Origin of the sequence: Streptomyces sp. NPDC012769, assembly GCF_042901205.1 — a bacterium.
Lineage (GTDB): Bacteria > Actinomycetota > Actinomycetes > Streptomycetales > Streptomycetaceae > Streptomyces.
The window spans coordinates 397253-420271 of record NZ_JBIBCP010000005.1 but is presented as its reverse complement, the minus strand read 5'-3'; the positions used below and the strand labels follow the sequence as shown (position 1 = coordinate 420271).

Genomic DNA, 23019 nt, shown 5'->3' with positions numbered 1-23019 from the left:
CGCTGGAAGTACCGGAAGTACTTCGAGCACCAGCTTCCACGCAGGTGTCATTTCCGGGGAACACGAAAAACCGGGCTGCCGACGGGCAGCCCGGGGGCAGGTCCGTTATGACCACCCGCCTCGACAGGACAGCGAACCGCGCCCTCTCCCCAGGACTTCCGGCCCGCTTCTCACTTACTCCGAAGACCACCCTTGCCGGTCGGCTCGACGGTGCCTGGTGGCCCCGTTCACGCGACCTGGCAGCCGAGCTGCCGGCGCTGACCGACGCCCTCGCAGGACGCTGGGGCCGCATCACCCGTGTGCTGGTGCACCCCGGTCACTGGCTTGTCGTTCCGCGCAAGGTGGCCATCACCGGCCACGTCCTGCACGTGGGCTGGTTCACCGAGCAGGACCCGGACAAGGTCATCCTGCTGTCCTACAGGACCGGCCGCTGCGACCTGCTCGTGATTCCGCCCGAGACCGAACCCGCCTCCGCGGCCCGGTTGATGACCGCCGCCGCACTCCCCGGCAGCATCCTCACGGCGGGCTCGCTGATGTCCGGCGAGGCCGCGACCAGCCGCCGCACGCGGGAGGCACGGAGCGGCGAAGACACGTGGGAGAGTGAGGGTGGGGCCGGCCCGACGCCCCAGCCGTACCCAGCGGCGCACCCCGTCGTCGGCGCGCGGATGATCCCCCTGCCGGGGTACATGCGGGTGACGACATGGAGACCGTGATCGCGCTCGGCACCCGCCTGATCCACCGGCTCAACGCCCAGCACGACGCACGCATGGCGGCCCACCACTTCGGCGACCCCTACCCCTTCAGGGCCAGGTGCCCGTAGGCCGGCGAACGGCTCCACCTCCCCTCTACACGGCCACCGAAGGCAACCGCCTGCTCGGCGTCACCGGCGCCGTGCTCAACCACGACCTGCGCATCCCGAAGCAGGACCTCGCCGCCGCCTGCTCCAGCCGAAGGGCTGACGGGCGGCGAGCCGCTGTCCACCGCCACTCTCGTCCTGGTCGAGTGGCGCGGCTGGTCTGCCGCCGTGCACAACGTGCCAGCAGGGGCGGTCATCAGCGGACACCAAGGGGGCCGAGGGGGCGGCGAAGAAGCGGCGCCAGGCCTACGTATCCGCAGGTCGGAACCTATTTGCGGGCCCAAGTGCCGGGTGATTCCCAAGCTTATAGCGCGGGTTCGATATCCCGTCATCCGCTCCATGACAAAGCCCCAGGTCAGCGACCTGGAGCTCTTGTGTTGTCCGGTCGGGGAAAGATTTTGACCTCTGAGTCAAAAACGCTGCTACGGTGGGGCCATGGGCAGGCCGAAGCAGTTCGATCCGGACGTCGCGGTGGAGCGCGCGATGGGCGTGTTCTGGCGTAAGGGGTACGCGGCGACGACGCCCCAGGACCTCGTGGACGAGATCGGCATCGGCAAGGGCAGCCTGTACAACGCCTTCGGCAGCAAGCACGCGCTGTTCGAGCGGGCGCTGGCACGGTACCGCGACTCTCAGGCCGCGTGGCTGGAGGCGCTTCTCGATCACCCCGGATCGGCGAGGGACCGGCTGCGGGGAGCCCTGGAGGCCCTGATCCACCTCGACCTGGGCGATCCGGACCGGCGCGGCTGCATGGCGGTGAACACCGCCGCCGAGCTGGCCGCATCGGACGCCGGAACCGCTGACGCGGTGCGCAGGATGTTCGCGCGTACCGAGAGCGCGTTCAGGGCCACCGTCGAGGAAGGCCAGCGGGCCGGCGAGATCGCCGGCGACCGCGACGCGGCGGCGGTGGCCAGCTGGTTGCTCGCGACAGTCATCGGGATGCGCGTGCTGGCGAAGACCGCCGAGGACGCCACACAGTTGAGGCGAGTCGTGGACGCGGCGATGAGATCGCTGTAGCGGGAGCCGGCGACGGCAGCCCTATTTTTTCGGGCTCATTTTGTACCTCTGATTCAAGAATACGTGGGGAGTGGGACATGGAACTCGATCTCGCCGGCAAGACCGCGATCGTCACGGGGGCCAGTCGGGGTGTCGGCCTCGCGATCGCCCGGCAGCTCGTCGCCGAGGGCGCCCGGGTGGTCGGGGCAGCCCGGACGATCACGCCCGAGCTGAAGGAGATCGGCGCCCACCCGGTCGCGGCCGACCTGAGCACGCCGGAAGGTGCCGAGGAGTTGGGGGCACAGGCGCTGGCCGCGCTGGGTGGTGTGGACATTCTGGTCAACAACCTCGGCGGTGGCGACGAGTTCACCCTGAACGGGTTCCTCGCGACCAGCGACGCCCTGTGGGCGCAGAGCTTCGAGGTCAATCTGTTCGGCACGGTCCGGGTCACCCGCAGGCTGCTGCCGAGCATTCTGGAACGCCGCGGCTGCGTGGTGAACGTCTCGTCGATGAGCGCGCGCCTGCCCGGCACGGGCCCCATCGAGTACGCCGCCGCGAAGGCGGCTCTCAACGCGTTCGGCAAGGCACTGTCCGAGGAGTTCGGACCGCAGGGCGTACGCGTGAACACCGTCTCCCCCGGACCGACGCGCACCGGCATGTGGGAAGACGCCGACGGCTTCGGGGCCCGGCTGGCGCAGGCCAACGGCGTCGACCACCGCGACTTCCTGGCCTCGGTGCCCGCGGCGATGGGCATGAGCACCGGGCGCATGGTCGAACCCGAGGAAGTCGCGGCCGTCGTCGCGTTCCTCGCCTCGGACCGCGCGGCAAGCGTGACCGGCGCCGACTACGTGGTCGAGGGAGGCGGCATCAAGACGGTGTGAGACGTACTGCCTGGCACCGGCAGGGGCTCGTGGATCCGGTCAGAACTCCAGCACCTCGCGGTCGAGCGGATACCGCGCACGGTGGAGTCCGTCGTACGGCGAGGGCGTGATCGGGAGGACGCCGGTCGGCTGGGTGCCCAGGTTGTCGTCCCAGAGGCGGGGTTCGACCTGTCCGACGACGCGGAACTTCCGGAAGGTGAACGGCGGGCTGTCGGTCGGGAAGAACTCGGGCGTGGTCATCACCTGGAAGTGCAGGTGCGGCGTGGTCGAGTTGCCGCTGTTGCCGATCAGCCCGAGGACGCGGCCGGGTTCCACGTGGTCGCCCTCCCGGACCTTGAGCGAGCCGGGCGTCAGGTGGGCGTAGAGCAGGTAGCGGCCGGGCGCGACCTCCACGGTGACGTGGTTGCCGACGGTCTCCTCGATCGGCGGGACCGGGGGCGTGACGGGCGGCGTGTTGTCCGGGATCCCGTCCTGGACCTCCACCACCCTGCCGCCGGCCGCCGCCACGACGGGCTGCCGGTAGCTCAGGTAGCTGGTGAGCCGCGTGGGGTCGCCCTCCCAGGTCTGTCCCTGCTCGCCGACCCGGTACCAGTCGATCGCGAAGCGCTGCGGCACGTAGAAGCGGCCGTTGATCGGACCGAGGCCGCGCCGGTGGTGGGTGTTGCCGCAGCACGACTCGCTGGAGTACCAGGTGCCGGGACGGACCGGCGCGTCCAGGTTCAGCGGCGCGGTGCGGTCGGTCGGGGTGATCTGGACCGTCTCCTCGAACAGGGAGGAGCCGGAGGCGGTGAGGACGGCACCCGAGAGGTGGTGCTCGAGGACCTTGGGCACCCGCTGACCGCGGTCGAGGACCAGGTCGAGCCAGACGACCCACTGCTGGGAGCCCGGGATGACGGTCGGCGTCGGTCCCGGAGGCGCCGGCGTGTACCCGTCCGCCCCCGGCAGGGGGTCGCCCACCGGGTTGGCGGCGTCGGCCAGCGCCTGCCCGCTCAGTGAGCCCACCACACGGTGAGTGCGGGCGTCCCGGACCTCGACACGGTCCAGCCGCACCCGTGCGCTGCTGGGCAGCGCGTTCGTGGTGAGCAGTTCGTACGAGAGGTGCGTCTTGCCGTCCGTGGCGTCGAACGGCGCCGGTTCGGTCAGCACGGCCGCCGTCAACGGCGTGAACTGCGGGCCGGGCGCCGGCGTGGTCGGGCCGGTGCCGTATCCGGGTGCGGTCGAAGCCGTCAGCATGCCGACCGCGAGCACGGCGGCGGCGAGCCCGCGACGTAGCGGGCCGCGGCCGGTGCGGTTGCGAGGGTGGCGCTCTGCCATGGTGCTCTTCCAGTCGTCGGGTCCGGGACCGTGAAGGACACCGGCACGCCCCGCGCCGAGGCGCAGGCCCATGTAATCCGGCCGAGCGGCGCACCCGGCGGACGGCGCCGGAGTCGGATACCGAACTACACCCGTCCAGCCGCACCGGACCGCCGGGCGGGAGCCGGCACGTGCCCCAACCGTGTCCTCCAGGGCGGTGAACAGCGGTCAGCTCGGGTGTGAGCAGAGCCTCCCGGGAGGTCCCGTGACGAACGAAGCCCCAGGTCAGCGACCTGGGGCTTCGTCCTTGCCCAGTCCTCACCCGGCGTCAGGGCCGAGGTGGCGGGCTTCCGCGCGATCAGCGAGCCAGGAAGGCCAGGATGCGCTGGTTGACCTCCTCCGGCTTCTCGGAGAGGAGGAAATGGCCGGCGCCCTCGATCATCGCCCCGTCCGAACCCGGCGGCAGCATGGCGACGATGTCGGCGAGCGTCTCCGTGTCGACCACGGGGTCCTCGGTCCCGTGGAGGTACAGGGTGGGCTGGGACGGCAACGTGTCCAACACCCGGGCCATCTCCCATTCCGGGGTGCCGAAGGTCGCAGCCGGGAAGTTCTGCCGGTAGAGCTCGAGGCCGAGGTGGAGCCGCTCCGGCGTGTTGAGTCCCTCCTTCATCGCCTTGCGGTCCTCGGTGGAGTCGTAGCCGGGGACGGTTCCCGTCCAGTGCTCCCAGAGCCAGTCGAGGTACGCGAGGTCGTCGGCCGCGACGAGGCGGTCGGCTATGGCCATCTGGAAGAAGTAGAAGTGGACGTATCGCTCGATCCTGCCGGGGTCCGCGCTGTTGCGGTCGTAGAACTTCAACGGCGGTACGTCGTTGACGACCACCTTGGCCCACCGCTCGGGTGCGGCCGCGGCGGCGCCCCAGGTGGCGAAGCCGCCCCAGTCGTGCCCGATCAGGACCGCGTCGGAGCCGCCGCCGAGTGCCTCGTGCAGGCCGTTGGCGTCAGCGATCAGATCGGCAAGACGCATGCTGCCGTCCGGCGGCACCTGGGACGGGGCGAACCCCCGCATGGTGGGGGCCACGGCGTGGTAGCCCGCCTCGGCCAGCGCGGGCAGGAGGTACCGGTACAGGTGAGGCGTGTCGAAGCCGTGCAGCATCAGCGCGAGCGGCCCTTCTCCCGCCTCGACGTAGGCCAGGTCCAGGCCGTTGACGGTGATTCGCTTGTGCTTCATTTCCCGCTCCTTGGCATCCGAGAGTAGCTAGAAAGAACGTTCTAACTAGTCGGAAGCTAGCACGATGATCACGGCATCCACAAGCTAGAACGAACGCTCTATCCAGCGGATTGCGCAAGGAGGAGTGGGGCGTGGCCGCGGTCCAGCGGCCGAGTCAGGAGTGTTCGGAGTGACAGTGGCCCTCCGGATCCCGGCGGCGTGGCGGGCTCAGCCGGTCTCGAGGGAGTCGATCCAGGCAATCAGGCGAGCGCCTTCCCGCTCCATGACCGCCGGGTCTCGCAGGGCGTTGGCCAGCAAGGACATGCCCTGGTACGCGCCCACCAAGGTGAGGGCCAGGCCCTCGGGCTCCGGCTGGCCGAGCTCACGGAACTGACTCTCCACCCAGGTCAGCAGGAGCCGGACGACCCTGCCCGCCTCGACGTCCAGGCCACCCTGGTCACGCTTTCCCAGCTCCGCGGCGAGGGTGCCGGTCGGGCAGCCGTAGCGGACGGCGAGGTCACGCTGAGCCACCCAGCCCTCGACAAGGCCTTTGAGGCGCTCGCGAGGACCGGGGAGCCGGCTCAGGTCGCCGACGAGCAGGTCCAGGTGCCGCTCGTGCTCCGACAGTGCGGCCGCGACGAGCTCGTCCTTCGTCTTGAAGTAGTAGTAGACGTTCCCCACGGGCACCTCGGCCGCGCGCGCGATGTCGGCGATGGTGGTGCGCTCGGCGCCCTGCCGGTGCACGACGTCGGCCGCGGCTTCCACGAGCCGCTGCCGCTTCGCACCGGCGGCTCGGGCACGGGCGGGCCCCTTTGAGTGAGTCACCCGACTGACTATACGACCTCGACGTGCTACGCTCCCCAAAATTAGTCAGCTGACTAACTAACTAACCTGATGCGAGGACCGCTCATGATCGTTGTCACCGGTGCCACCGGAAATGTCGGCCGTACGCTCGTCCGCCTGCTGACCGATCAGGGACACGAGGTGACCGCGGTCTCGCGCCGCATCACCCGGGCCGATGTCCCGCCCGGCGTGCGCGCCGTCACCGCCGACCTCTCCCGGCCGGTCGCCGACCTGCCCGCCACCGCGGATGCGGTCTTCCTGCTCGTCGCCGGGGACCTCATGATGACCGGCGACCCCACCGCCGTCGTCGCTCCGTTCGCGAACTACGGCAGGATCGTCCTGCTGTCCTCCCAGGGTGTGGTCACCCGCCCGGACTCCCTGTCCCACGGACGGGCCTTCGCCGCCTACGAAAAGGCCGTCATGGACTCCGGCGCCGACTGGACCATCCTGCGCCCGGGCGGTTTCGCCTCCAACGCCTACGCGTGGGCGCCTTCGGTCCGGGCGAGCCGGACGGTCGCCGCGCCCTTCGGCGACGTCGGCCTCCCGGCCGTCGACCCCGACGACATCGCCGCCGTGGCCGCCACCGTCCTGACCCGGCCCGGCCACACCAAGGCCGGCTACGAACTCACCGGTCCCGCCTCGACCACCCCGCTCCAGCGCGCTGCCGCCATCGGCGCTGCCATCGGCGAACAGGTCACCTTCATCGACCAGACCCGGGAGGAGGCCTACGCCCAGCTGCTCACCTTCATGCCCGCGCCGGTCGCCGACACCACCCTCGACATCATCGGCACCCCTACCCCGCGCGAGCAGACCGTCAGCCCCGACATCGAGAAGATCCTCGGCCGCCCCGCCACCACCTTCGCCGACTGGGCCAAGCGCAACGCCGCCGCCTTCGCATGACCGAGCCGTGACGGCGCCCAGCGGTGCCCTCCGGGGCGGTGAACCGCGGAGGGCCACTCGTCGCCTTCCGCTCTCCTAGAGCGGTGGCTTCCTGGCGACCGGCGGCAGGGGCCAGCTGACGCAGGCCACCAGCGCGCCGCCGTCCTCGGTAAGGAAGAGCAGGGTGAGCCGCGTCCGATTGTCGGGATCTATCAATGCACTGCGCACGGGCCGGCCATACTCCCTGATGAGCCGCACTGCTCGTTCCAGCCCAAGAGGTTCGAATCCGTGCATCCGCATACGCCGAAGTCGGCGACTGAACACTCCGGCATGCGCACCAGTGGGTTGCGCCCGCTCTTCCACCGAGTAGGGGACGCCGCGACGGAGGGCGGCCAGAGCTATCACGGACGCCTCGTCATCGCCGGTCAACAGCGATTCCAGCACATGCCGTTCCATGGTCACCCCCGTTTGAATCGTGGGATACAGCACCCAGGTACCGCAACCCTGACCGGGACAACGACCGCGAAGCCCAAACCAGAGACCGGGGGCTGTCGTTGTCTCCCGATGTCGGTGTCCCGGGCCGGCTGGATGTCGAAGAATGAGCGCATGGCTGATGCTGGGCAGTTCCGGGAAGGGCTCGCCGCGCGCATCGCGCGGTTCGATCGGGAGGGGGCGCGACGGGCCGCCGGGCTGGCGGAGGAGGAGCGGCAGCGGGTGCTGGCGTCGTTTCCGCTGTCGGACTGGGGGGACCTGGACCTGGAGCGGTATGCGTTGGGGCCCGACAGCCGCCGGAACGGACTCTCCTTCTGCCGGCTGATGGAATACGGCACCGACCATTTCGGCAGCATCCGCGGCGGCAGCGCGGCGAAGCACATCGTCTACCAGCACCGGTCGGGTCAGTGGCGAGTCGTGCCCAGCGCATTGCGCGGGCTCGAGGTGAAAGCGGCCTGGGCCCAGGTGCGCTCCGAGTTCGTGACGGCATTCGACGCGGCGGGCCGGGGGGCCTACGAACGGCTGGACGACCTGGAGTCGCTGTCGTACGGCCAGGCGCTGACCACCAAGGCACTGGCGGTCTACTTCCCCGGGGAGTTCCTGCCCGTCTTCTCGGCCGCTCACGTCCGCCACTTCACCGCCTTGCTGGGCGGCGAGCCACGTGCGTACTCCTCGGGCGTACGTACGTGGCGGGCGAACCGCGAGCTGCTCGGACTCCTACGTGAGCACGAGGAGCTCGAGGGGTGGAGTCCGCACGAGGTGGTGGACTTCCTGTACGCCTTCCACGATCCGCGCCCGCAGGACCGAGTGGTCTGGAAGATCGCGCCCGGAGAACGGGCCGGCCTCTGGGACGACTGCCTCCAGAACCGTCGCATCCGGATCGGCTGGGACGAGGTCGGCAGTCTGGGGCAGTACGAGAGCGACCAGGAGCTCAAGGCCGCACTGGACCAGCACTGGCCGCGCAGCACCGGCGGAAACCTGCGGCTCGCACGGCAGATGCTGGCCTTCCGCGACCTGGAGCGCGGCGATCTCGTCGTCGCCAACCGGGGAAAGTCCGAGGTGCTGGCCGTGGGCACCGTCGTGGGCGGCTACGCGTACGAACCAGGTGTACCGACGCACCGCCACACCGTCGGCGTGGACTGGGACACCTCGTACGCCCAGAGCTTCGATGCGCCCCGGCACGCCTGGCAACAGACGCTCGCAAAGGTGCCCGCCACGCTGATGCGGGAGATCCGGAACGGGCGGGGGCGGCGCGGCACCGCCGCAGCTCTCGGCCCGGCGCCTGAGGCCGAGGGAGTCGACGAGACCGGCGCCCTGCCGAGCGGCTCGGTGAAGGGAGCCGTGCTGCTCGATGACGAGCTTCCCGACGACGTGCGGAACGTACGCGATCTGCTGGAGCACAAGGGACAGGTCGTGCTCCAGGGCCCGCCCGGCACCGGAAAGACCCGGCTGGCCCTCAACGTCGCCCTGGCCCTCGCGGGACGCGCGGACCTGATCGAGGCGACTCCGGCAGAGCGGGCCGCGGTTCTCGCGGAACTGTCCGCGGTACCCGAGGATGCGAATGAGCCCGAGGAGGAGCGGGCCGCACGGCTCACGATGGTGACCTTCCATCCCTCCTACGGTTACGAGGACTTCGTCGAGGGGTTCCGGCCGGACACGGCGGCGGACGGGGCCGGCCTTCACCTGAAGATGAAGAAGGGTGTCTTCCTCCGGGTCTGCGCGGCCGCCGAGAAGTCGCCGGACGAGATCTTCCTGATAGTCGTGGACGAGATCAATCGTGGTGATCTACCCCGCATTCTCGGTGAGTTGATCACCCTCTTGGAACTCGACAAGCGGGGATCGGTCTCCATCACCCTGCCGACCAGCGGGCGACAGCAGACCGTTCCGCCGAACATCCGCATCATCGGGACCATGAACTCCGCCGACCGCAGTGTGAGCCACATCGACTCCGCTATCCGGCGCCGATTCGCCTTCCTCGACGTGCCACCGGACCTGGACGCTCTGGACGGCGAGGTGGAAGGGCTCGGGCTGGCCTCCTTGCTGGAGGGCCTGAATGAACGGCTCGACACGCATTTCGGCCCGGACCATCTGCTCGGCCAGGCGTACCTCCTCTCCGACGACCGGCCGCTCGCCACCGTCGAGCAGTTGTCCCACGCCTTCCACCACGAGATCGTGCCGCTCGTGACGGACTACTGCCTCGGCCGCCCCGAGATGCTGCGGGCCGTACTGGGCGAGCTGGTGGACGACAAGACGGGGCGGGTCGTGCAGACGAACCCGCAGGACCTTCCGGGAATGCTGGCGAAGGTCTTCGTCACCGCCGGGATCGCCGACGAGGACGGCGTGTCGGTCGAGCCCGAATGGAACGAGGAGTAGCCGGTGGCATCGGGAGCCGCGCGGAGGGAGGTGACGCTCGACGAGTACGCGTCCGGGAGAGTGCCGAAATCCGATCTGACCTCGTCCGATCTCCACAGACTCCGTGCCCTCAAGTCCGTCGGACTGACGGAGAAGCAGGACCACTACGTACTCACGGCACGGACGGTCACCGGAGTCCTGGAGCTCAGTCGCATCCGGCTGGTGCTCCGCCCCAAGTTGCCGATCGCGGGCAACCGACTGATCGACTGGCTCTCGTACGCCAACGGACAGAACAGCACCATCGACGAGGCGCTGCGCAATTGGCCTCTCGGCAAGGACGGCTACGCGGGACTGGTGCCCGCCGCCCTGCTGTACGAGTGCCGCCTGCTGTTGCGCCGCGGCCTGCGCCGAGACTACGTACGCCGACAGCGCGTGGACACCACGCTGCGGGGCCGGCTGAACGTGGAAGCACAGGCCACCAGGTGTTTCGGCGCGGTCGACCAGTTGCACGTCAGCACCTTCGAGTACGAGGACGGGGGCTGGGAGAACCTCGTATGCGGAGCCGCCCTGACCGCCGCGGCCGCACAGGCGACCTCTCCGCTCCTCAGGCACCAACTGGCCTCCGCGGCAGCGGACTTCCCGAACGCGCTGCGATCCCGTGATGTGCTGCCGGTGCTGGCCCGTGCGCAGTACTCCGCGTTGAACGCCCACTACCGGCCCGCCCACGCGTGGGCGCGCATGGTGCTCGGCGGCGGCGGACCGAACGATCTGCTGAATCCGTACGGCTTCGGGGCTCAAGGGCTGCTGCTCAAGCTGGACGGTCTCTGGGAGAGCGTGGTCCAGCGGATGGCGGCAGAGGCAGCGGCTGCTGTCGGTGGCCGGTGGGCCCGGGATGCGGACGACCACATCCGGACACACGGGAGGCACGGAAGCAGCACCCCGCCCTTCGTGCCCGACGCACTGCTGTCCTTCGCCCCGCCCGGCGCGTCCTCCGCGACCTACCTGGCCGTGGACGCGAAGTACAAGAACTATGCGAAGAAGAACGTCTCCCGCGAGGACCGCCACCAGCTCCTCACCTACATCGCCGGCTACACCGACCCCGCGAACCCCCTCGCCCTCGTGGTCCACCCCGACCCTCAAGGGCCGTCCAGCCACCAGCTGGAATTCCGGGGACCGCGCGGCCTGGTGGGCCGCATCCTGGTCCTCGGTCTGGACACCCGCTCCGATCCGAGGACCGCGGCCGAACCGCTGCGGAAGGCGATCGCCGACTTCGCCGCAACCGTGGCCGCGATCTGACCGTGGGAGTGCGGGGGCGAATCTGGCTGCTAGAGCGCCGCCGTTGTCCTGGTGTAGGTCCGGGTGGGCAGCTCTTGGGACGTAGGGGGAGTTTGGCCGCGCGCGGCGGCATCGGCGGCGGCATCGCAGGCGGCCCCCAGCACGCCCCGGACGAAGCGCACGGCGTAGAGGGCGACGAAGCAGGCGGCGGCGCACAGGCAGACGCCGAGGATCCATTTGATCAGGAGGGTGCCGTCCGCGGAGACGACCATGACGAGGAGGGTGGCGAGCTGGCCGAAGACGCCGGCCAGGGTGGTGGAGGCGGAGGCGACGAGTCCCCAGCCGTGGCCGACGGCTTTGAATTGCCGCTCGACCGGCTTCGGCGGGGTGGTGGGCGCATCCGGACACCCGAGGTGCCACCAACGCCGGCGCTTGCTCTCGTCCTTGTCCTTGTCCTTCTCCGTGTCCGCGGTCGGCTCAGGCTCGAGCGGCGACATGCGCCAGGAACACGATGTCGCGTAGATGACGGGGGCGAAGAGGATCAGCGCCCCGAAGAACAGGTTGAGCCCGAGGAACCGGGCGGTCGAGATCCCTGGCAGCCACTCCGTGAGCACATGGGAGGCTCCCAGGACCGTGCCGAGGAGGGTGCCGACGGAGGCGACCGTCGTCAGCCAGCTGTCCTTGACCCCGAACGGCGCCTCGATCGGCAGTTCGACGGACAGCCAGCCGCGTCGGACGTCGCCGAACCAGCTGCCCCGCACGACCATCAGGGGGAAAGCGAGAAGGGTGGCCCAGAACGCGGCGAGCAGCGCGTTTTCGTATTCGGGGGTGTTCTCCACACCGCGGACCAGGGTGAATCGCAGGGTGGCCGGGGTGCTGCCCTGCGTCGAGAAAACAAGCGTTCCGGCCCGGTCCACGCACTCCTTCGCGAGGTTCAGGTCGACGACCGCCCCCGCGGCGACGTTGCTCGTCAGGCTCACGGGTGCGGCCAAGGACGCCTGCACCGCACCGGGCTTCGTGCACGCGTCCGAGGCGTCGCCGTCGGCGTCGAGGAATGCGCCGACGGCGAGCGGTGAGCCCGTGGACCCGGTCGCGCCGGCCTTACCGGCCTCCCCGGCGGAGACCACGACGTGCACGCGGCCGCGGAACCGGCCCGGCCGTGCGCTGTCCGCATCGAGCTCCACCGTCGCCGATTTCTCCGGCCCCGTGACCGTCACCTTCCCTTCCGCCGCCGCAGGGGAGGCAGTCAGGCCCGCCCATACGAGCAGGAGTGCGGCGGCCAGGCACCGTACGGCGAGGGTCCGCGACGGCGAAGGAGTCATGTCTCGCAGTCAAACAGCGGCACGGCGGTATCCGTGGACAGCACGCTCCCGTCGGTCGCGACGCCAGCCGGAAGGACTACGCGGGGCGGCCGCCCGGGTGGGCGGGAGGTCAGAGGGTGGTGGAGAAGGTGCGCTCGAAGTGGTGGAAGGCGGTCTCCTGGCGCCATTGGACGGCGGCCTTCGGGCTGGAGGTCAGGAGGCGGCGGCACTCCGCGGTGGGTTCGGTGAGGCCGGGGTGGAGGCCGCGGCAGACGGGGGTCATGCGGTAGCCGTCGCGGGTGGGGTTGCCGCGCCAGAGGCTGGTGCCGGGGAGGAAGGCGTATTCCAGGGAGGCGCGGGCCAGGTCCTTCAGCTCCGGGTAGGACAGGCCGTAGGTGCGGGCTGCGTACTCGTACTCGTGGCTGATGTCGATCCGGCTGATGCCGGGGTCGTCGGTGGCCAGGACGACGGGCACGCCGTGGGCGCGGTACGTCTCGAAGGGGTGGTCGTCACCGCGTACGCCGAGGATCTGGGCGTTGCTGGTGAAGGGCACCTCGACGGCGATCTCGCGGGCGGCCATCGTACGGGCGGTCCGCTGCCAGTCGTCCTCGTGGACCAGGTCGACGCCGTGGCCGATGCGCTCGGCGCCGGCGATGTCCACGGCCTCCTTGATGTGGAACTTCAGGTCGGCGGGCTTGACCAGACCGGGCCACAGCTCGCCCGCGTGGAGCGTCACGCGGGCCTTGGGATAGACGCCCCGCAGGTACTTCACCATGCGCATCTGCAGGCTGTAGTTGTCGAGCGAGCTGTCCCAGTCCTCGGGCTGTACGAGGTTGATCGCGACGAACCGGGGGTCGCGTTCGGCCAGGCGCATGCCGAGCGCCATCTGCGTGAAGACCCGCTCCGGTGAACTGCCGCGCGAGACCTGGGAGATCCAGCGCACCGGGAGCCGGCAGCCGGGCCGGGGACGGTTGGTGCCGCACCGCGCGGCGGTACGGAACTCGGTGTCCGCGTCGTCGGCCTCGGCGCGGGCCTCGGTGACCAGCTCGTCCAGCTTGCCGCCGGCGGTCAGCCTGCCGTGCAGCCTGGCGAGGTCGGCGTCCCAGCCGACCTCGGCGGCGAGCTTCCTGGCGCCGTCGGAGGCCGGGCTGACCATGGTCTCCAGAAAGAACTGGTTCTGCGCGGCCACGTCGTCCGCGACCTCGGCGAGGAGCTTGCCGCGGTGGCGCCAGGTCACTTCGCCGAACTTGCCGAAGGCGTCGAAGAAGTGGTCGTGGCCGTTGCCGCCGGGCGGGAAGTCCTGCATGGACCAGGCGCGTACGAGCGCGTCGTGGAAGGCGCGGTCGGTGCGGGCGTCGGCGGCCGGCCGGGTGCCGGCACCGCAGGGCGGGGCGACGGCGGTCATCGTGGCGGTGTCGACGCACATCCCGTCCTCGGCGGCGAGCTCGATGAGGTACTCGGTGGAGACCGCGCCGGAGAGGTGGTTGTGCAGTTCCCCGCCCTTGGGCAGGTGGCGGAAGAAGCCGCGCAGCAGGCGGGGATCGTCACGGAGGGCGTCCAGGTAGGCGGCCGTGCCCGCCTCCAGGGCGGTCATCGGACGCGCCGGAGGCGCGGCCCGGCCGTTCCCGTCCTGGGCGGCGGGAGGGGCGGGAGAGAGGGGAACGGCGTGGGCTTGCGCACCGGACGCCGAGAGCGACGACAGCAGGGTCAGGGCGCTCAGGCCCACGGCGAACGGGGAGCGGCACCGGCGCCGGCGGCCGGGAGGAGAAGCAGTCACCCCGCATGATCACCGGCGGGGCGGCCGATGTACGGGACCGCGGCGGCGTGTGCGGCGGCGACCACTCGCGTGGGTGACCTCACCCGTACGCGGTGGGCGACTTCACCCGTACGCGGTGGGCGACTTCATCCGTGAGCGGTGGGCGACTTCACCCGTACGCGGTGGGCGACTTCACCCGTGAACGCGCGTGGTCGCCGCTTCCGAGGGCGGTCGGCCGTCGGCGCGCGTCAGGCGGGCCTGGAGGCCGTCGAGGAGGGACTGGAGGCCGAAGTCGAAGGTGTCGTCGGAGGCTTCGGCGTAACCGGTCCCGGTGGCGGAGGCGATCCGGGAGCGCAGGCGGGGGAAGTGCGACGCGGCCTCGGCGGCCTCCTTCAGCACGGCGCCGAACGCCTCCTCGACGTCACCGCCCTCGCGCTCGATGCGGCGGGTGAGGGAGGTGCGCGTCGGAGTCATCACCGCGGGCCAGGTCTTCGCCACCGCCTACACCCGCGCCGCCTTCGCCCGCTCGGCCGACCCCGCCCTGCGGACCGTCGACGCCTCCGCCCTCGTCCTGGTCCTGCTCCGGACCTGAACCGCCGCCGCCCGCCCAAGGCCGTCACACAGACCTCCCGTCACGACAAAGCCCCAGGTCGGAGACCTGGGGCTGTCGTGTGTCCGGACGCGGGCCTACGAGGCGCCGCTGCGCAGTTGCTCGTTGATGCGGCGGGCCTCCTCGAGCTGGTCCTCGAGGATGACGATGCGGCAGGCGGCCTCGATGGGCGTGCCCTGGTCGACGAGCTCACGGGCACGGGCGGCGACGCGCAGCTGATAGCGGGAGTAGCGGCGATGACCGCCTTCGGAGCGCAGGGGGGTGATCAGGCGGTGTTCGCCGAGGGCGCGGAGGAAGGCGGGGGTGGTGGCCAGCATCTCGGCGGCCCGGCCCATCGTGTAGGCGGGGTAGTCGTCGTCGTCGAGATTGTCGGCGGGGCGGGGACTGCCAGGGGGCATAGACCTCTTCTTTCGGGAACGCGTCGGGGGGCCCGGGTGCCGTGACGGCACCCGGGCCCCGAGCTTTTCAACACCATCTGCCGGCCGACTGCGCCGGCCTCCTCATGTCCGCAGGTCGCGCCCGGAAGGGCGGGACTGCGGGGATCGCGGATGCGTGACCGGGGACCACCTTCCCATCGGGGCCTGCGGTACCCGGGCGGACTGCTTCCTCGCCCGGGCGATCCTGACGGTGTCAGCTCCTTACCTTCGGTTACTTGTACGGGACTGCAACTAGGGGTACTGCTCGCGCGGCAGTTCGTCTCTGCCGCGCCCACCTGACTTCTTGGGTACGGCAGCAACAGTAGGGCAGCTGTCGGCGAATGTCTACCTTCGCCGCGACAGCTTTTCTGGAAGACCGACTAGCGGCTTTCTGTCGCACACGCATCCGCAGGCCCCCGGCCGGGGGACGCCGGGCGCACCGGCGACGCCCCGCGACCCGGACCCCGGCCGCGCCACCCGCCGCGGCCGACGACCGCGCCCGGGCGGTATCTGCGTCGGCGAAATGAGGATTTGCGGGGCCGCTCGGTAAGGCTTTTTGCCGCCGAAAAAGAGCGGCGCAATTGGCCCGGCACCGGGCCCCGCGGCGTGCTAGCCTCGGTTTCAGTTGCAGTTGTGGTTCCCGAAAAACTTAGGTCCGGTATTGCCGGCGGGGTAATCATCACGCGACGCGGTATCCGCGCAGTGCGGACGCCGATGAGCCCCGAAGGGATATGACATGGCTACTGGCACCGTGAAGTGGTTCAACGCGGAAAAGGGTTTCGGCTTCATCGAGCAGGACGGTGGCGGCCCCGACGTGTTCGCCCACTACTCGAACATCGCCGCCCAGGGCTTCCGTGAGCTGCAGGAGGGCCAGAAGGTGAGCTTCGACATCGCTCAGGGCCAGAAGGGCCCGACGGCGGAGAACATCACCCCCGCCTGATCTGACGCGTACGACGTAGCTGGGGCCCGCATCCTTCGGGGTGCGGGCCTCAGCTGCACGTGTTTTACGTCTCCACTTCCCCGCACGCGACCGGCTCCCACGCACGTCCGGCGAATCGGCTTTCATGCACCATTCGACGACGTCCAGGAATTCACCACGCCACTCGGCCGCCGCGGGAATTCCTTGATGCGCGCCGTATCAAGGAAGGATCCGCATGAACAGCACGCCCATGACCGGGACCGACGCCTCCGACGAGGCCGGACCACACGTCTGGGACGACATGACCGTCGAGGTGGCGCTGGCGGTCATGAGAAGCGCCCGCGCCGGCCACCTGGTCGTCCGTGACGGCGACGACCGGCGCACCGGCCTGGTCACCCGGGCCCAGCTCGCCGGTTTCCGCGCCAGTGCCGCGTACACCGATCGGGTGAGACTGCGCGCCCTTCTCACCACTCCGCCCAATCCGCTCTCCGTCTTCCCTCTGGAGGTCCCATGCGCTGCGTCATCGCCCGTTTCCCGTTCGAGCTGACGAAGAACGGTGTCCTGGAGACGATGAAGGGCGTCAAGCCCGAACCGCTCACCGGCGAGACGGTGATCATCGGACGCCGTGAGTACCCCGCCAAGCAGGTCGGCGCGGTCATCACCCGCCAGGACCGCCGTGACTTCAGCGCCGGCGAGGTCGTCCGGGCCATGACCCGGCTCGGCTTCACCTGCCGTACCGCGGAGGAGCCCCGCGCGGCCGCCGCCGACCTCAGCCCGGTCGAGCGGGCGTCCGCCCTGCTCGGCACGTACGGCACGTCGACGGCCGTCTGACCACCGACCGGCGGCCTCTGACCGCCGTACGTGACGCACGTGACCGCACGTGAAAGGAAGGGCCCGACCGGTGCGCACCGGTCGGGCCCTTCTCATGCTCGTCTCTCGTTCCGGCTCACTGGTCGGAGTAGCTGAAGTCCCCCACTGTCCAGGCGCTGACGTCCGCGATCGACACGCGGTACATCCCGCCCGTCTCCGGGATGCCCACCGTGCCCTGGATGATCCGGGCGACGTGGAAGTGCAGATGCGTGGGCGGCCCGTCGCTCCCGGACGGCTTCTCGAAGACACCGGCGAACTCGCGCAGCCGGGACGAGTCCGTCAGGACCTCCGTCACCCGCTGCCGCCACACCGCTTCGGGGGCCAGGCGCCCCGTGATGACGGCCCCGCCCGTGATCACGGTCAGGGACATCTGATTGCTCTGCCCGGACTCGACCTTGGCGGCGATGTCCACGAGCAGTTCGTCAGGATTCGACATGAGAGTCGATTGTATTCACCTCACCCTCCGCCCGTCATGGCCCGGGCACGGGCACCCTCGCCGGCGACACGGCGCCCGGCCCGGTGTCCGCCCCGCTACCACCCGTGCCGCCCGGCGCATTACCCTCGGTGAGTGCGCCGGGACCGCCGGCGCCCGCACCGGAAGGTTCGATGGAGAGGTCCCGAGCCGGATCAGGCACAGCGAGGGCGACGGGGCCGCTACCGGCGCGTGGCGCCGTGCCGAGGCCGCCAGCAGTGCGCAGCACCTCTTCGGGGCCCCGCGACGCGTCCTTGGACGCGTCCTCCAGAGAGGTGAGAATGACAGCAGACGATCCGCTCGGCCGTCTCGAAGACGACGACTACCCCGCCTACACCATGGGCCGGGCCGCCGAGATGCTCGGTACGACCCCCGGGTTCCTCCGCGCCCTCGGCGAGGCCCGGCTGATCACCCCGCTCCGCTCGCAGGGCGGTCATCGCCGCTACTCCCGCTATCAGCTGCGCGTCGCCGCCCGCGCCCGTGAACTCGTCGACCAGGGCACGCCCATCGAGGCCGCCTGCCGCATCATCATCCTCGAGGACCAACTCCAGGAAGCCCAGCGCATCAACGCCGAATACCGCCGCACGGTGGGCGAACCACAGCCACCGGCCGCGGACTGAGCACGGGGCCCGGCCCCCGCCGCCGCGGTCACCGCCGCGCGGGGCCGGCCGGGCCCCACGCTCAGTCGGAGGCGGCGGGGGCGGAGGCGGAGGTCACGGCCCATTCCGGGCTGTACGGGCCGTAGGAGGGGCTCTCCGGGCCGTCCTCGGCTCGTGGCCCGGGCACGTCGGTGAGCCAGTACCGGTCGGCCTCGCCGTCGGCGCCCCAGAGCCCCTCGAAGGCGTCCGGGCCGGTGATACGCGTACGGGCGGACGGCGCCCAGTCGTCCCCCTTCGCCTTCCACAGCTGGAACCGCACCGGCCGGCCGAAGTCCGCCGGCACGGGGATCGTGTACGTGGCGGTGCCGCCCGCCTCGAAGTCGTCGTGGTCGGGGGTGTCGAGGACCGTCCACGCCGAGGTGCGCCCCTGAGCGTCCGTCAGGCGGCCCTGGACCTCGCTGTCCGTGCCCGCGCCGTCCTCGTCCGAGGTCTCGACGGTGATCCGGTAGCTCGTCTCCGGCGCCCCGGACCGCCCGGTCGGCCCGGGGCCGGCCTGAGCCCCCGTCGTGCCGTCCCGCCCGGCCTCCTCCCGCCCGGTGTCCTCCCGGCCGACGAGTCCGCCGAGGAACAGACCCGCGCCCGCGCACGCCAGCAGCACGGCGCCGCCGACCACCGCGCGGGGCGCAACGCGGCGCGGGCGGGCGGCCGGTGGACGGTCCTGGTCGATTCGCGGCAGGGGCCGGGTCGTCGTGACCTCGTCGGGAAGAACGGCGGACGCCTCGGGCACCGGGCGGGTGACGCGGGGAAGGACCTCGGTGACCTCCGGGTCACCCCACCGCGCGCCCGCCCCCGGCCCGTGCCCGTACCCCTCCCCCGGCCCCTGACCCGCCCCGTACCGATGCTCCACCACCGAACCCCCGCATCCGGATCACGTCAAAAACGCCGAGGAGCGTAACCGACGGTCACACCGCACCGGTCTTCGTGACCACCCTTCGGACGCCTCCCGCGCACCGGCCTCGGCACGGGCCCGACCTGACGGGCGATACGATGCGCCATCGCGACCGACCTTTCACAAGATCTGCATGGGGGATTCCGAAAGATGAACGTCCCGCGTACGCCCTCGGTCTCACTCGTCATCCCCGTCTACAACTCGATGCCGTACCTGGAGCTGACCCTCCAGTCGATCGAGCAGCAGACCATCGGCATGGACGCGCTCGAGATCGTCGCCGTGGACGACGGCAGCACCGACGGCAGCGGTGAGCTGCTCGACGCGTGGGCCGCGCGGTACCCCGAGGTCGTGAAGGTCGTGCACCAGGAGGCGTCCGGCGGGCCCAGCAGGCCGCGGAACGTCGGCATCGAGAACGCCACCGGCACCTACGTCTTCTTCGTCGACGGCGACGACTGCCTCGGGCCCGAGGCCCTGGAGCGGCTGGTCGCGATGGCCGAGAAGAACGGCTCCGACACCGTCCTCGCCAAGCTGATCGGTGTCGGACGCCGGGTGCCGAAGCAGGTCTTCGCCAAGAACGTGGACAAGGTCGACCTGTCCAAGGGCGACGCCTACTACACCCTCATGCCGTTCAAGCTGTTCCGGCGCTCGATGATCGAGAAGCACGCCATCCGCTTCCCCGAGCACATGCGGATCAGCGAGGACCAGTACTTCGTCGCCCAGGCGTATCTGCACAGCAAGGTCATCTCGATCGTCGGCGACTACGACTGCTACTACGTCGTCAAGCGGGGCGACGAGGGCAACATCACCGCGAACGGCATCGACTTCACCGTGGCCGTCGAGCAGGCCGACGAGATGGTCACGCTGGTCACCGGCCTGACCGAACCCGGCCCGCTGCGGGACCACCTGGTCGGCCGTCACGTCAACGTCGAGATGATCCGCCGCTTCGACCAGCGCTTCCTCGACGCCGACGGCGACGAGCGCAAGCGCATGGTGGAGCTGGCCAGCCCGTACGCGCGGAAGTGGGTCAACCCGGCGATCCTCGCCAAGATGCCGGTGAACGAGAAGCTCGTCGCCCACTGCCTGCGCGAGGGCCTCGTCGACGAGCTCGCCGAGGTCGTGGCGTGGCAGCTCGCCGGCCGCCCCGGCAAGGCGCTGGTCCGTGACGGAAGGCTGTACGCCACGCCGCCGTTCCCGGCCGCCGACTCCCCCGTGTTCGAGGAGCTGTGCGACATCACGGCGGCGGCGATCGGCGTCAGCCCGCGCCGTCGCGTCGACCGGCTCGCCTGGCGCGGCACGGTCCTGGAGATGGCCGGTTACGCCTATCTCGACCAGGTCGACACCGACGACCTGGTCACCGAGGTGGTCCTCACACACGCCGGCACCGGCCGCGAGATCGCCGTCACCGCCGAGCAGGCGCCCTCGCCGCACCTGACCGTCAGCCGCGGCAAGGAGACCTACGACTACGGGCGTGCCTGCTTCCGCGCCTCCGTCGACCTCGCCGCCGTCGACGACGGCGCCGCCCTCCCCAAGGGCGACTGGCACCTCTCGCTGCGCTGCTCGGCCCACGGCCTGACCGCGAGCGGCGGCCTCGGCACCGCCCTCGGCGGCAAGGTCAGCAAGCGGGCCGACGAACACGCCGTGTCCCTGCCGGGGGCCGGGAAGAAGCTGCACACCGTGCGCGTCGGGCCCCGTGACGGCAAGCTGCTGCTCCAGCTGAAGCCGGCGCCCTCGGCGGTCTCCGCGTACGCCGTCAGCTTCGGCTGGAAGGCGGCCCGCGCGGTCAAGGCCCGCATCAGCTGGAAGTAGCCCCCCAGCGGCCGCCGTGCCGGCCGCGTGCGCGATCATGCGGTGCATGAACTCTGCCGCACCGGCGCTGCGTTGCGCGATCCTCGACGACTACCAGGGCGTCGCCCTCTCCTCCGCCGACTGGAGCCGGCTCGACGGCGCGGGCGATGGCGCGGGCGACGGTGGGGGGCCGGGCGGGGTCGAGGTGCGGGTGCTGCGCGAGCACCTCACCGACCGGGACGCGCTGGTCGCCGCCGTCGAGGACTGCGAGATCCTCGTCGTGATGCGCGAGCGCACCCCGGTCGACGCCGAGCTCCTCGGACGGCTGCCGCGGCTCCGGCTGATCGTCACCTCCGGGATGCGCAACGCGTCCATCGACGTGGCGGCGGCCCGCGCGCGGGGCGTCACCGTCTGCGGTACGGAGAGCAGTTCGGTGCCGCCGACCGAGCTGACCTGGGCCCTGATCCTGGGGCTCGCCCGGCAGGTGCACGTCGAGAGCCGGGCGATGCGGGAGGGCGGGCCGTGGCAGTCGACGGTCGGCATGGACCTCGCGAGCCGCACGCTGGGGCTCGTCGGGCTCGGAAAGATCGGCAGCGCGGTCAGCCGGATCGGGCAGGCCTTCGGCATGGACGTGATCGCCTGGAGCCCGAACCTGACCGACGAGCGGGCCGCCCGCTGCGCCGTACGGAGGGCCGGGTCGCTGCGCGAACTCCTGGGCGCCAGTGACGTGGTGTCCCTGCACCTGGTGCTCTCCGACCGCACCCGCGGCCTGATCGGGGAGCCGGAACTGCGGGCGATGCGCCCGCACGCGCATCTGGTCAACACCTCCCGTGCCGGGCTCGTCGACGGGCCGGCGCTGCTGCGGGCGCTGCGCGAGGGGTGGATCGCGGGGGCGGGCCTGGACGTCTACGAGACGGAGCCGCTGCCGGCCGACGACCCGCTGCGGACGCTGCCGAACGTGCTCGCGCTGCCGCACCTGGGGTACGTGACCGAGGCGAACTACGCCCGCTACTTCGGGCAGGCCGTCGAGGACATCGAGGCGTTCCTGGCCGGGGCGCCGGTCCGCGAGCTCCAGCCGCCCTCCTGAACGCCGTCGGCCCCGTACACCGCAGGGGGTGTACGGGGCCGATGGCGCGTCACGGAGGACCGGGCGGCGAGATCAGGCGGCGGCCGTCGCCCCGACCGCCTGGGCCGAGGCGGGCCCCGGCGCGAGCAGCCGCTGGGCGAGCAGCCCGAAGGCGAGTGCGAAGACCACCCACAGGGCCGCCTGGATGCCCAGCGTCGCGAGCCGGAAGTCCCACAGCACGGCGGCCGGGAAGTCCGCGGCGACCGCGTCCTCGTTGCCGGGCAGGAACAGACAGGCGATCGCGACCGCGGCGACGAAGCCCGCGCCCGCGACGACGGTCGCGTTCCAGTTGCCGAGCTTCGGGGCGAGACGGCGGCCGAGGACGACCGCCGCGACGCCGAGCAGCACGCTGAGCAGGATCATCAGGAAGAAGAGCGTGGTGCGCTTCCCGATGGTGTCCGGGTTGCCGACGGCCGGAGGGGTCGCCGGGTACTTGAGGAACGGCACCAGATAGACCGTGGTGAAGGCCGCCGCCGCGACGAGCGCCGCGGTGGCCTTCGGGGTGAACCGGCCGAGCCGTCCCAGGACGAAACAGAACGCCAGGGACGCGATGCCGCCGAGCGCGACGCCGTAGACGAGGACACCGGTGGCGAGGCCCGCCGTGGACTGGAGGTCCCGGCTGACGAGCTCCTCCTCGGCCTCCTCGGCCGCCCCGGCGCCGGCCTCGTGGCCGCCGCCGTGGGTGTGACCGGGCGCGGAGGCGTGCTCCGCCTTGGCGGCGGCCTCCTCGACGGCGATCGAGGCGTTGACGGACGGCTCACCGACGACGTACGCGACGGCGAAGGCGAACAGTCCGGCGATCAGGCCCGCGAGCATGCCGCGGACCAGGAGCTTTCCGACGAGCGAACCCGTGGGAGCGGAGGGAGTGCTTGGAGCGGTTGGAGCTGACACGGTGCGGTGGCCCCTCAGTGGCAGGGGAAACCGAGCAGGTGGCGACCGTCGTGCACCCACTCGTGCACGCCCTCGCCCGCGAAGAGCGAGGTCGCCCCCTGCTCGGCACCGACGAAGTAGAGCGCGACGAGCGCCAGGATGCCGACGAAAGCCGCCCACGGGAGGACCGCGCGGACCGGCAGCGAGACCGGAGCGACGGACGGGGTGGACGTGACGGCGGGCGACGCAATGGCCTCGGCCATGGTGGAACCTCC

24 protein-coding genes are annotated in these 23019 nt (G+C 71.0%); 13 read left to right on the top strand and 11 right to left on the bottom strand.

Translation table 11 applies throughout. From position 1 onward, the window contains the following. Nucleotides 1–107 precede the first annotated feature (107 nt). The 3 genes from ACFY7C_RS27140 (at nt 108) to ACFY7C_RS27130 (ending at nt 2730) form a co-directional block, all read left to right on the top strand. On the top strand, nt 108–713 hold the full coding sequence (locus ACFY7C_RS27140) for a DUF5994 family protein (RefSeq protein WP_389655186.1): 606 nt from the start codon (nt 108–110) through the stop codon (nt 711–713). A gap of 578 nt (nt 714–1291) precedes the next feature. Beyond that, nucleotides 1292–1870 (top strand): TetR/AcrR family transcriptional regulator, encoded by a 579-nt coding sequence (locus ACFY7C_RS27135; protein ID WP_389655184.1) that lies wholly within the window; start codon nt 1292–1294, stop codon nt 1868–1870. Nucleotides 1871–1947: 77 nt separating this feature from the next. Further along, complete coding sequence (locus ACFY7C_RS27130; protein ID WP_389655182.1) at nt 1948–2730, top strand: oxidoreductase; 783 nt, start codon at nt 1948–1950, stop codon at nt 2728–2730. Nucleotides 2731–2769: 39 nt separating this feature from the next. Here the strand turns inward: ACFY7C_RS27130 and ACFY7C_RS27125 are convergent, their stop codons facing one another. The 3 genes from ACFY7C_RS27125 to ACFY7C_RS27115 all read right to left on the bottom strand — a co-directional run bounded on the left by ACFY7C_RS27125 (nt 2770) and on the right by ACFY7C_RS27115 (nt 6055). Beyond that, the gene (locus tag ACFY7C_RS27125) at nt 2770–4044 is read right to left on the bottom strand and encodes a M23 family metallopeptidase (protein ID WP_389655180.1); all 1275 of its coding nucleotides are present in this window, start codon (nt 4042–4044) and stop codon (nt 2770–2772) included. Between the two features lie 337 nt (nt 4045–4381). Continuing rightward, nucleotides 4382–5251 (bottom strand): alpha/beta fold hydrolase, encoded by an 870-nt coding sequence (locus tag ACFY7C_RS27120; RefSeq protein ID WP_389655178.1) that lies wholly within the window; start codon nt 5249–5251, stop codon nt 4382–4384. Between the two features lie 207 nt (nt 5252–5458). Further along, on the bottom strand, nt 5459–6055 hold the full coding sequence (locus ACFY7C_RS27115) for a TetR/AcrR family transcriptional regulator (RefSeq protein WP_389655176.1): 597 nt from the start codon (nt 6053–6055) through the stop codon (nt 5459–5461). A gap of 84 nt (nt 6056–6139) precedes the next feature. Here ACFY7C_RS27115 and ACFY7C_RS27110 point away from each other — a divergent pair, with 84 nt between their 5' ends. From ACFY7C_RS27110 to ACFY7C_RS27100, 3 genes are all read left to right on the top strand, one after another. Then, entirely contained in the window at nt 6140–6973 is an 834-nt protein-coding gene (locus ACFY7C_RS27110; protein WP_389655174.1) for an SDR family oxidoreductase, read from the top strand. 267 nt (nt 6974–7240) lie between these two features. Continuing rightward, on the top strand, nt 7241–9817 hold the full coding sequence (locus tag ACFY7C_RS27105; protein WP_389655172.1) for an McrB family protein: 2577 nt from the start codon (nt 7241–7243) through the stop codon (nt 9815–9817). 3 nt (nt 9818–9820) lie between these two features. Next, on the top strand, nt 9821–11092 hold the full coding sequence (locus ACFY7C_RS27100) for a PE-PGRS family protein (RefSeq protein ID WP_389655170.1): 1272 nt from the start codon (nt 9821–9823) through the stop codon (nt 11090–11092). A gap of 29 nt (nt 11093–11121) precedes the next feature. On the opposite strand, the gene ACFY7C_RS27095 is transcribed toward ACFY7C_RS27100, so the two are convergent. The 3 genes from ACFY7C_RS27095 to ACFY7C_RS27085 form a co-directional block, all read right to left on the bottom strand. After that, on the bottom strand, nt 11122–12393 hold the full coding sequence (locus ACFY7C_RS27095; protein ID WP_389655168.1) for a hypothetical protein: 1272 nt from the start codon (nt 12391–12393) through the stop codon (nt 11122–11124). Nucleotides 12394–12502: 109 nt separating this feature from the next. After that, entirely contained in the window at nt 12503–13966 is a 1464-nt protein-coding gene (locus tag ACFY7C_RS27090) for an adenosine deaminase (protein WP_389655166.1), read from the bottom strand. A 354-nt stretch (nt 13967–14320) separates the two neighbouring features. After that, nucleotides 14321–14602 (bottom strand): TetR/AcrR family transcriptional regulator C-terminal domain-containing protein, encoded by a 282-nt coding sequence (locus ACFY7C_RS27085; RefSeq protein ID WP_389655164.1) that lies wholly within the window; start codon nt 14600–14602, stop codon nt 14321–14323. On the opposite strand from ACFY7C_RS27085, the gene ACFY7C_RS27080 reads away from it, so the two are divergent. Continuing rightward, complete coding sequence (locus tag ACFY7C_RS27080; protein WP_389655162.1) at nt 14586–14720, top strand: hypothetical protein; 135 nt, start codon at nt 14586–14588, stop codon at nt 14718–14720. The genes ACFY7C_RS27085 and ACFY7C_RS27080 overlap by 17 nt on opposite strands. A 95-nt stretch (nt 14721–14815) precedes the next feature. Here the strand turns inward: ACFY7C_RS27080 and ACFY7C_RS27075 are convergent, their stop codons facing one another. Beyond that, nucleotides 14816–15136 (bottom strand): MerR family transcriptional regulator, encoded by a 321-nt coding sequence (locus tag ACFY7C_RS27075; protein ID WP_389655160.1) that lies wholly within the window; start codon nt 15134–15136, stop codon nt 14816–14818. 754 nt (nt 15137–15890) lie between these two features. On the opposite strand from ACFY7C_RS27075, the gene ACFY7C_RS27070 reads away from it, so the two are divergent. The 3 genes from ACFY7C_RS27070 to ACFY7C_RS27060 all read left to right on the top strand — a co-directional run bounded on the left by ACFY7C_RS27070 (nt 15891) and on the right by ACFY7C_RS27060 (nt 16904). Beyond that, on the top strand, nt 15891–16094 hold the full coding sequence (locus ACFY7C_RS27070) for a cold-shock protein (protein ID WP_389655158.1): 204 nt from the start codon (nt 15891–15893) through the stop codon (nt 16092–16094). A gap of 214 nt (nt 16095–16308) precedes the next feature. Further along, entirely contained in the window at nt 16309–16620 is a 312-nt protein-coding gene (locus ACFY7C_RS27065) for a CBS domain-containing protein (RefSeq protein ID WP_389655156.1), read from the top strand. Then, nucleotides 16584–16904, top strand: a complete 321-nt coding sequence (locus ACFY7C_RS27060) for an SCO5918 family protein (protein ID WP_389655154.1) — start codon at nt 16584–16586, stop codon at nt 16902–16904. Before ACFY7C_RS27065 ends, ACFY7C_RS27060 begins: the two co-directional genes overlap by 37 nt. Nucleotides 16905–17019: 115 nt before the next feature. On the opposite strand, the gene ACFY7C_RS27055 is transcribed toward ACFY7C_RS27060, so the two are convergent. Further along, the gene (locus tag ACFY7C_RS27055) at nt 17020–17379 is read right to left on the bottom strand and encodes a hypothetical protein (protein ID WP_389655152.1); all 360 of its coding nucleotides are present in this window, start codon (nt 17377–17379) and stop codon (nt 17020–17022) included. A gap of 317 nt (nt 17380–17696) precedes the next feature. On the opposite strand from ACFY7C_RS27055, the gene ACFY7C_RS27050 reads away from it, so the two are divergent. Beyond that, entirely contained in the window at nt 17697–18035 is a 339-nt protein-coding gene (locus tag ACFY7C_RS27050) for a MerR family transcriptional regulator (RefSeq protein WP_389655150.1), read from the top strand. A gap of 61 nt (nt 18036–18096) precedes the next feature. Here the strand turns inward: ACFY7C_RS27050 and ACFY7C_RS27045 are convergent, their stop codons facing one another. Next, a complete protein-coding gene (locus ACFY7C_RS27045; RefSeq protein ID WP_389655148.1) occupies nt 18097–18924 on the bottom strand; it encodes a PLAT/LH2 domain-containing protein in 828 nt (275 codons plus the stop codon). 189 nt (nt 18925–19113) lie between these two features. Here ACFY7C_RS27045 and ACFY7C_RS27040 point away from each other — a divergent pair, with 189 nt between their 5' ends. Both ACFY7C_RS27040 and ACFY7C_RS27035 read left to right on the top strand, forming a co-directional pair. Beyond that, nucleotides 19114–20769: a glycosyltransferase family 2 protein gene (locus ACFY7C_RS27040; protein ID WP_389655146.1), complete on the top strand. Its 1656-nt coding sequence runs from the start codon at nt 19114–19116 to the stop codon at nt 20767–20769. 46 nt (nt 20770–20815) lie between these two features. Beyond that, a complete protein-coding gene (locus ACFY7C_RS27035) occupies nt 20816–21835 on the top strand; it encodes a D-2-hydroxyacid dehydrogenase family protein (protein WP_389655144.1) in 1020 nt (339 codons plus the stop codon). A gap of 72 nt (nt 21836–21907) precedes the next feature. On the opposite strand, the gene ACFY7C_RS27030 is transcribed toward ACFY7C_RS27035, so the two are convergent. Next, entirely contained in the window at nt 21908–22765 is an 858-nt protein-coding gene (locus ACFY7C_RS27030) for a CbtA family protein (RefSeq protein ID WP_389655142.1), read from the bottom strand. 14 nt (nt 22766–22779) lie between these two features. Further along, complete coding sequence (locus ACFY7C_RS27025; RefSeq protein WP_345487021.1) at nt 22780–23007, bottom strand: CbtB-domain containing protein; 228 nt, start codon at nt 23005–23007, stop codon at nt 22780–22782. Between the last annotated feature and the right edge of the window lie 12 nt (nt 23008–23019).

What these genes read in the sequence shown, in the direction of transcription:
- ACFY7C_RS27060 (WP_389655154.1), top strand. Translation starts at nt 16,584, where the DNA reads ATGCGCTGCGTCATCGCCCGTTTCCCGTTCGAGCTGACGAAGAACGGT.
- ACFY7C_RS27035 (WP_389655144.1), top strand. Translation starts at nt 20,816, where the DNA reads ATGAACTCTGCCGCACCGGCGCTGCGTTGCGCGATCCTCGACGACTAC.
- ACFY7C_RS27125 (WP_389655180.1), bottom strand. Translation starts at nt 4,044, where the DNA reads ATGGCAGAGCGCCACCCTCGCAACCGCACCGGCCGCGGCCCGCTACGT.
- ACFY7C_RS27095 (WP_389655168.1), bottom strand. Translation starts at nt 12,393, where the DNA reads ATGACTCCTTCGCCGTCGCGGACCCTCGCCGTACGGTGCCTGGCCGCC.
- ACFY7C_RS27140 (WP_389655186.1), top strand. Translation starts at nt 108, where the DNA reads ATGACCACCCGCCTCGACAGGACAGCGAACCGCGCCCTCTCCCCAGGA.
- ACFY7C_RS27075 (WP_389655160.1), bottom strand. Translation starts at nt 15,136, where the DNA reads ATGCCCCCTGGCAGTCCCCGCCCCGCCGACAATCTCGACGACGACGAC.
- ACFY7C_RS27050 (WP_389655150.1), top strand. Translation starts at nt 17,697, where the DNA reads ATGACAGCAGACGATCCGCTCGGCCGTCTCGAAGACGACGACTACCCC.
- ACFY7C_RS27135 (WP_389655184.1), top strand. Translation starts at nt 1,292, where the DNA reads ATGGGCAGGCCGAAGCAGTTCGATCCGGACGTCGCGGTGGAGCGCGCG.
- ACFY7C_RS27025 (WP_345487021.1), bottom strand. Translation starts at nt 23,007, where the DNA reads ATGGCCGAGGCCATTGCGTCGCCCGCCGTCACGTCCACCCCGTCCGTC.
- ACFY7C_RS27110 (WP_389655174.1), top strand. Translation starts at nt 6,140, where the DNA reads ATGATCGTTGTCACCGGTGCCACCGGAAATGTCGGCCGTACGCTCGTC.
- ACFY7C_RS27085 (WP_389655164.1), bottom strand. Translation starts at nt 14,602, where the DNA reads ATGACTCCGACGCGCACCTCCCTCACCCGCCGCATCGAGCGCGAGGGC.
- ACFY7C_RS27090 (WP_389655166.1), bottom strand. Translation starts at nt 13,966, where the DNA reads ATGACCGCCCTGGAGGCGGGCACGGCCGCCTACCTGGACGCCCTCCGT.
- ACFY7C_RS27130 (WP_389655182.1), top strand. Translation starts at nt 1,948, where the DNA reads ATGGAACTCGATCTCGCCGGCAAGACCGCGATCGTCACGGGGGCCAGT.
- ACFY7C_RS27065 (WP_389655156.1), top strand. Translation starts at nt 16,309, where the DNA reads ATGAACAGCACGCCCATGACCGGGACCGACGCCTCCGACGAGGCCGGA.
- ACFY7C_RS27040 (WP_389655146.1), top strand. Translation starts at nt 19,114, where the DNA reads ATGAACGTCCCGCGTACGCCCTCGGTCTCACTCGTCATCCCCGTCTAC.
- ACFY7C_RS27070 (WP_389655158.1), top strand. Translation starts at nt 15,891, where the DNA reads ATGGCTACTGGCACCGTGAAGTGGTTCAACGCGGAAAAGGGTTTCGGC.
- ACFY7C_RS27120 (WP_389655178.1), bottom strand. Translation starts at nt 5,251, where the DNA reads ATGAAGCACAAGCGAATCACCGTCAACGGCCTGGACCTGGCCTACGTC.
- ACFY7C_RS27055 (WP_389655152.1), bottom strand. Translation starts at nt 17,379, where the DNA reads ATGTCGAATCCTGACGAACTGCTCGTGGACATCGCCGCCAAGGTCGAG.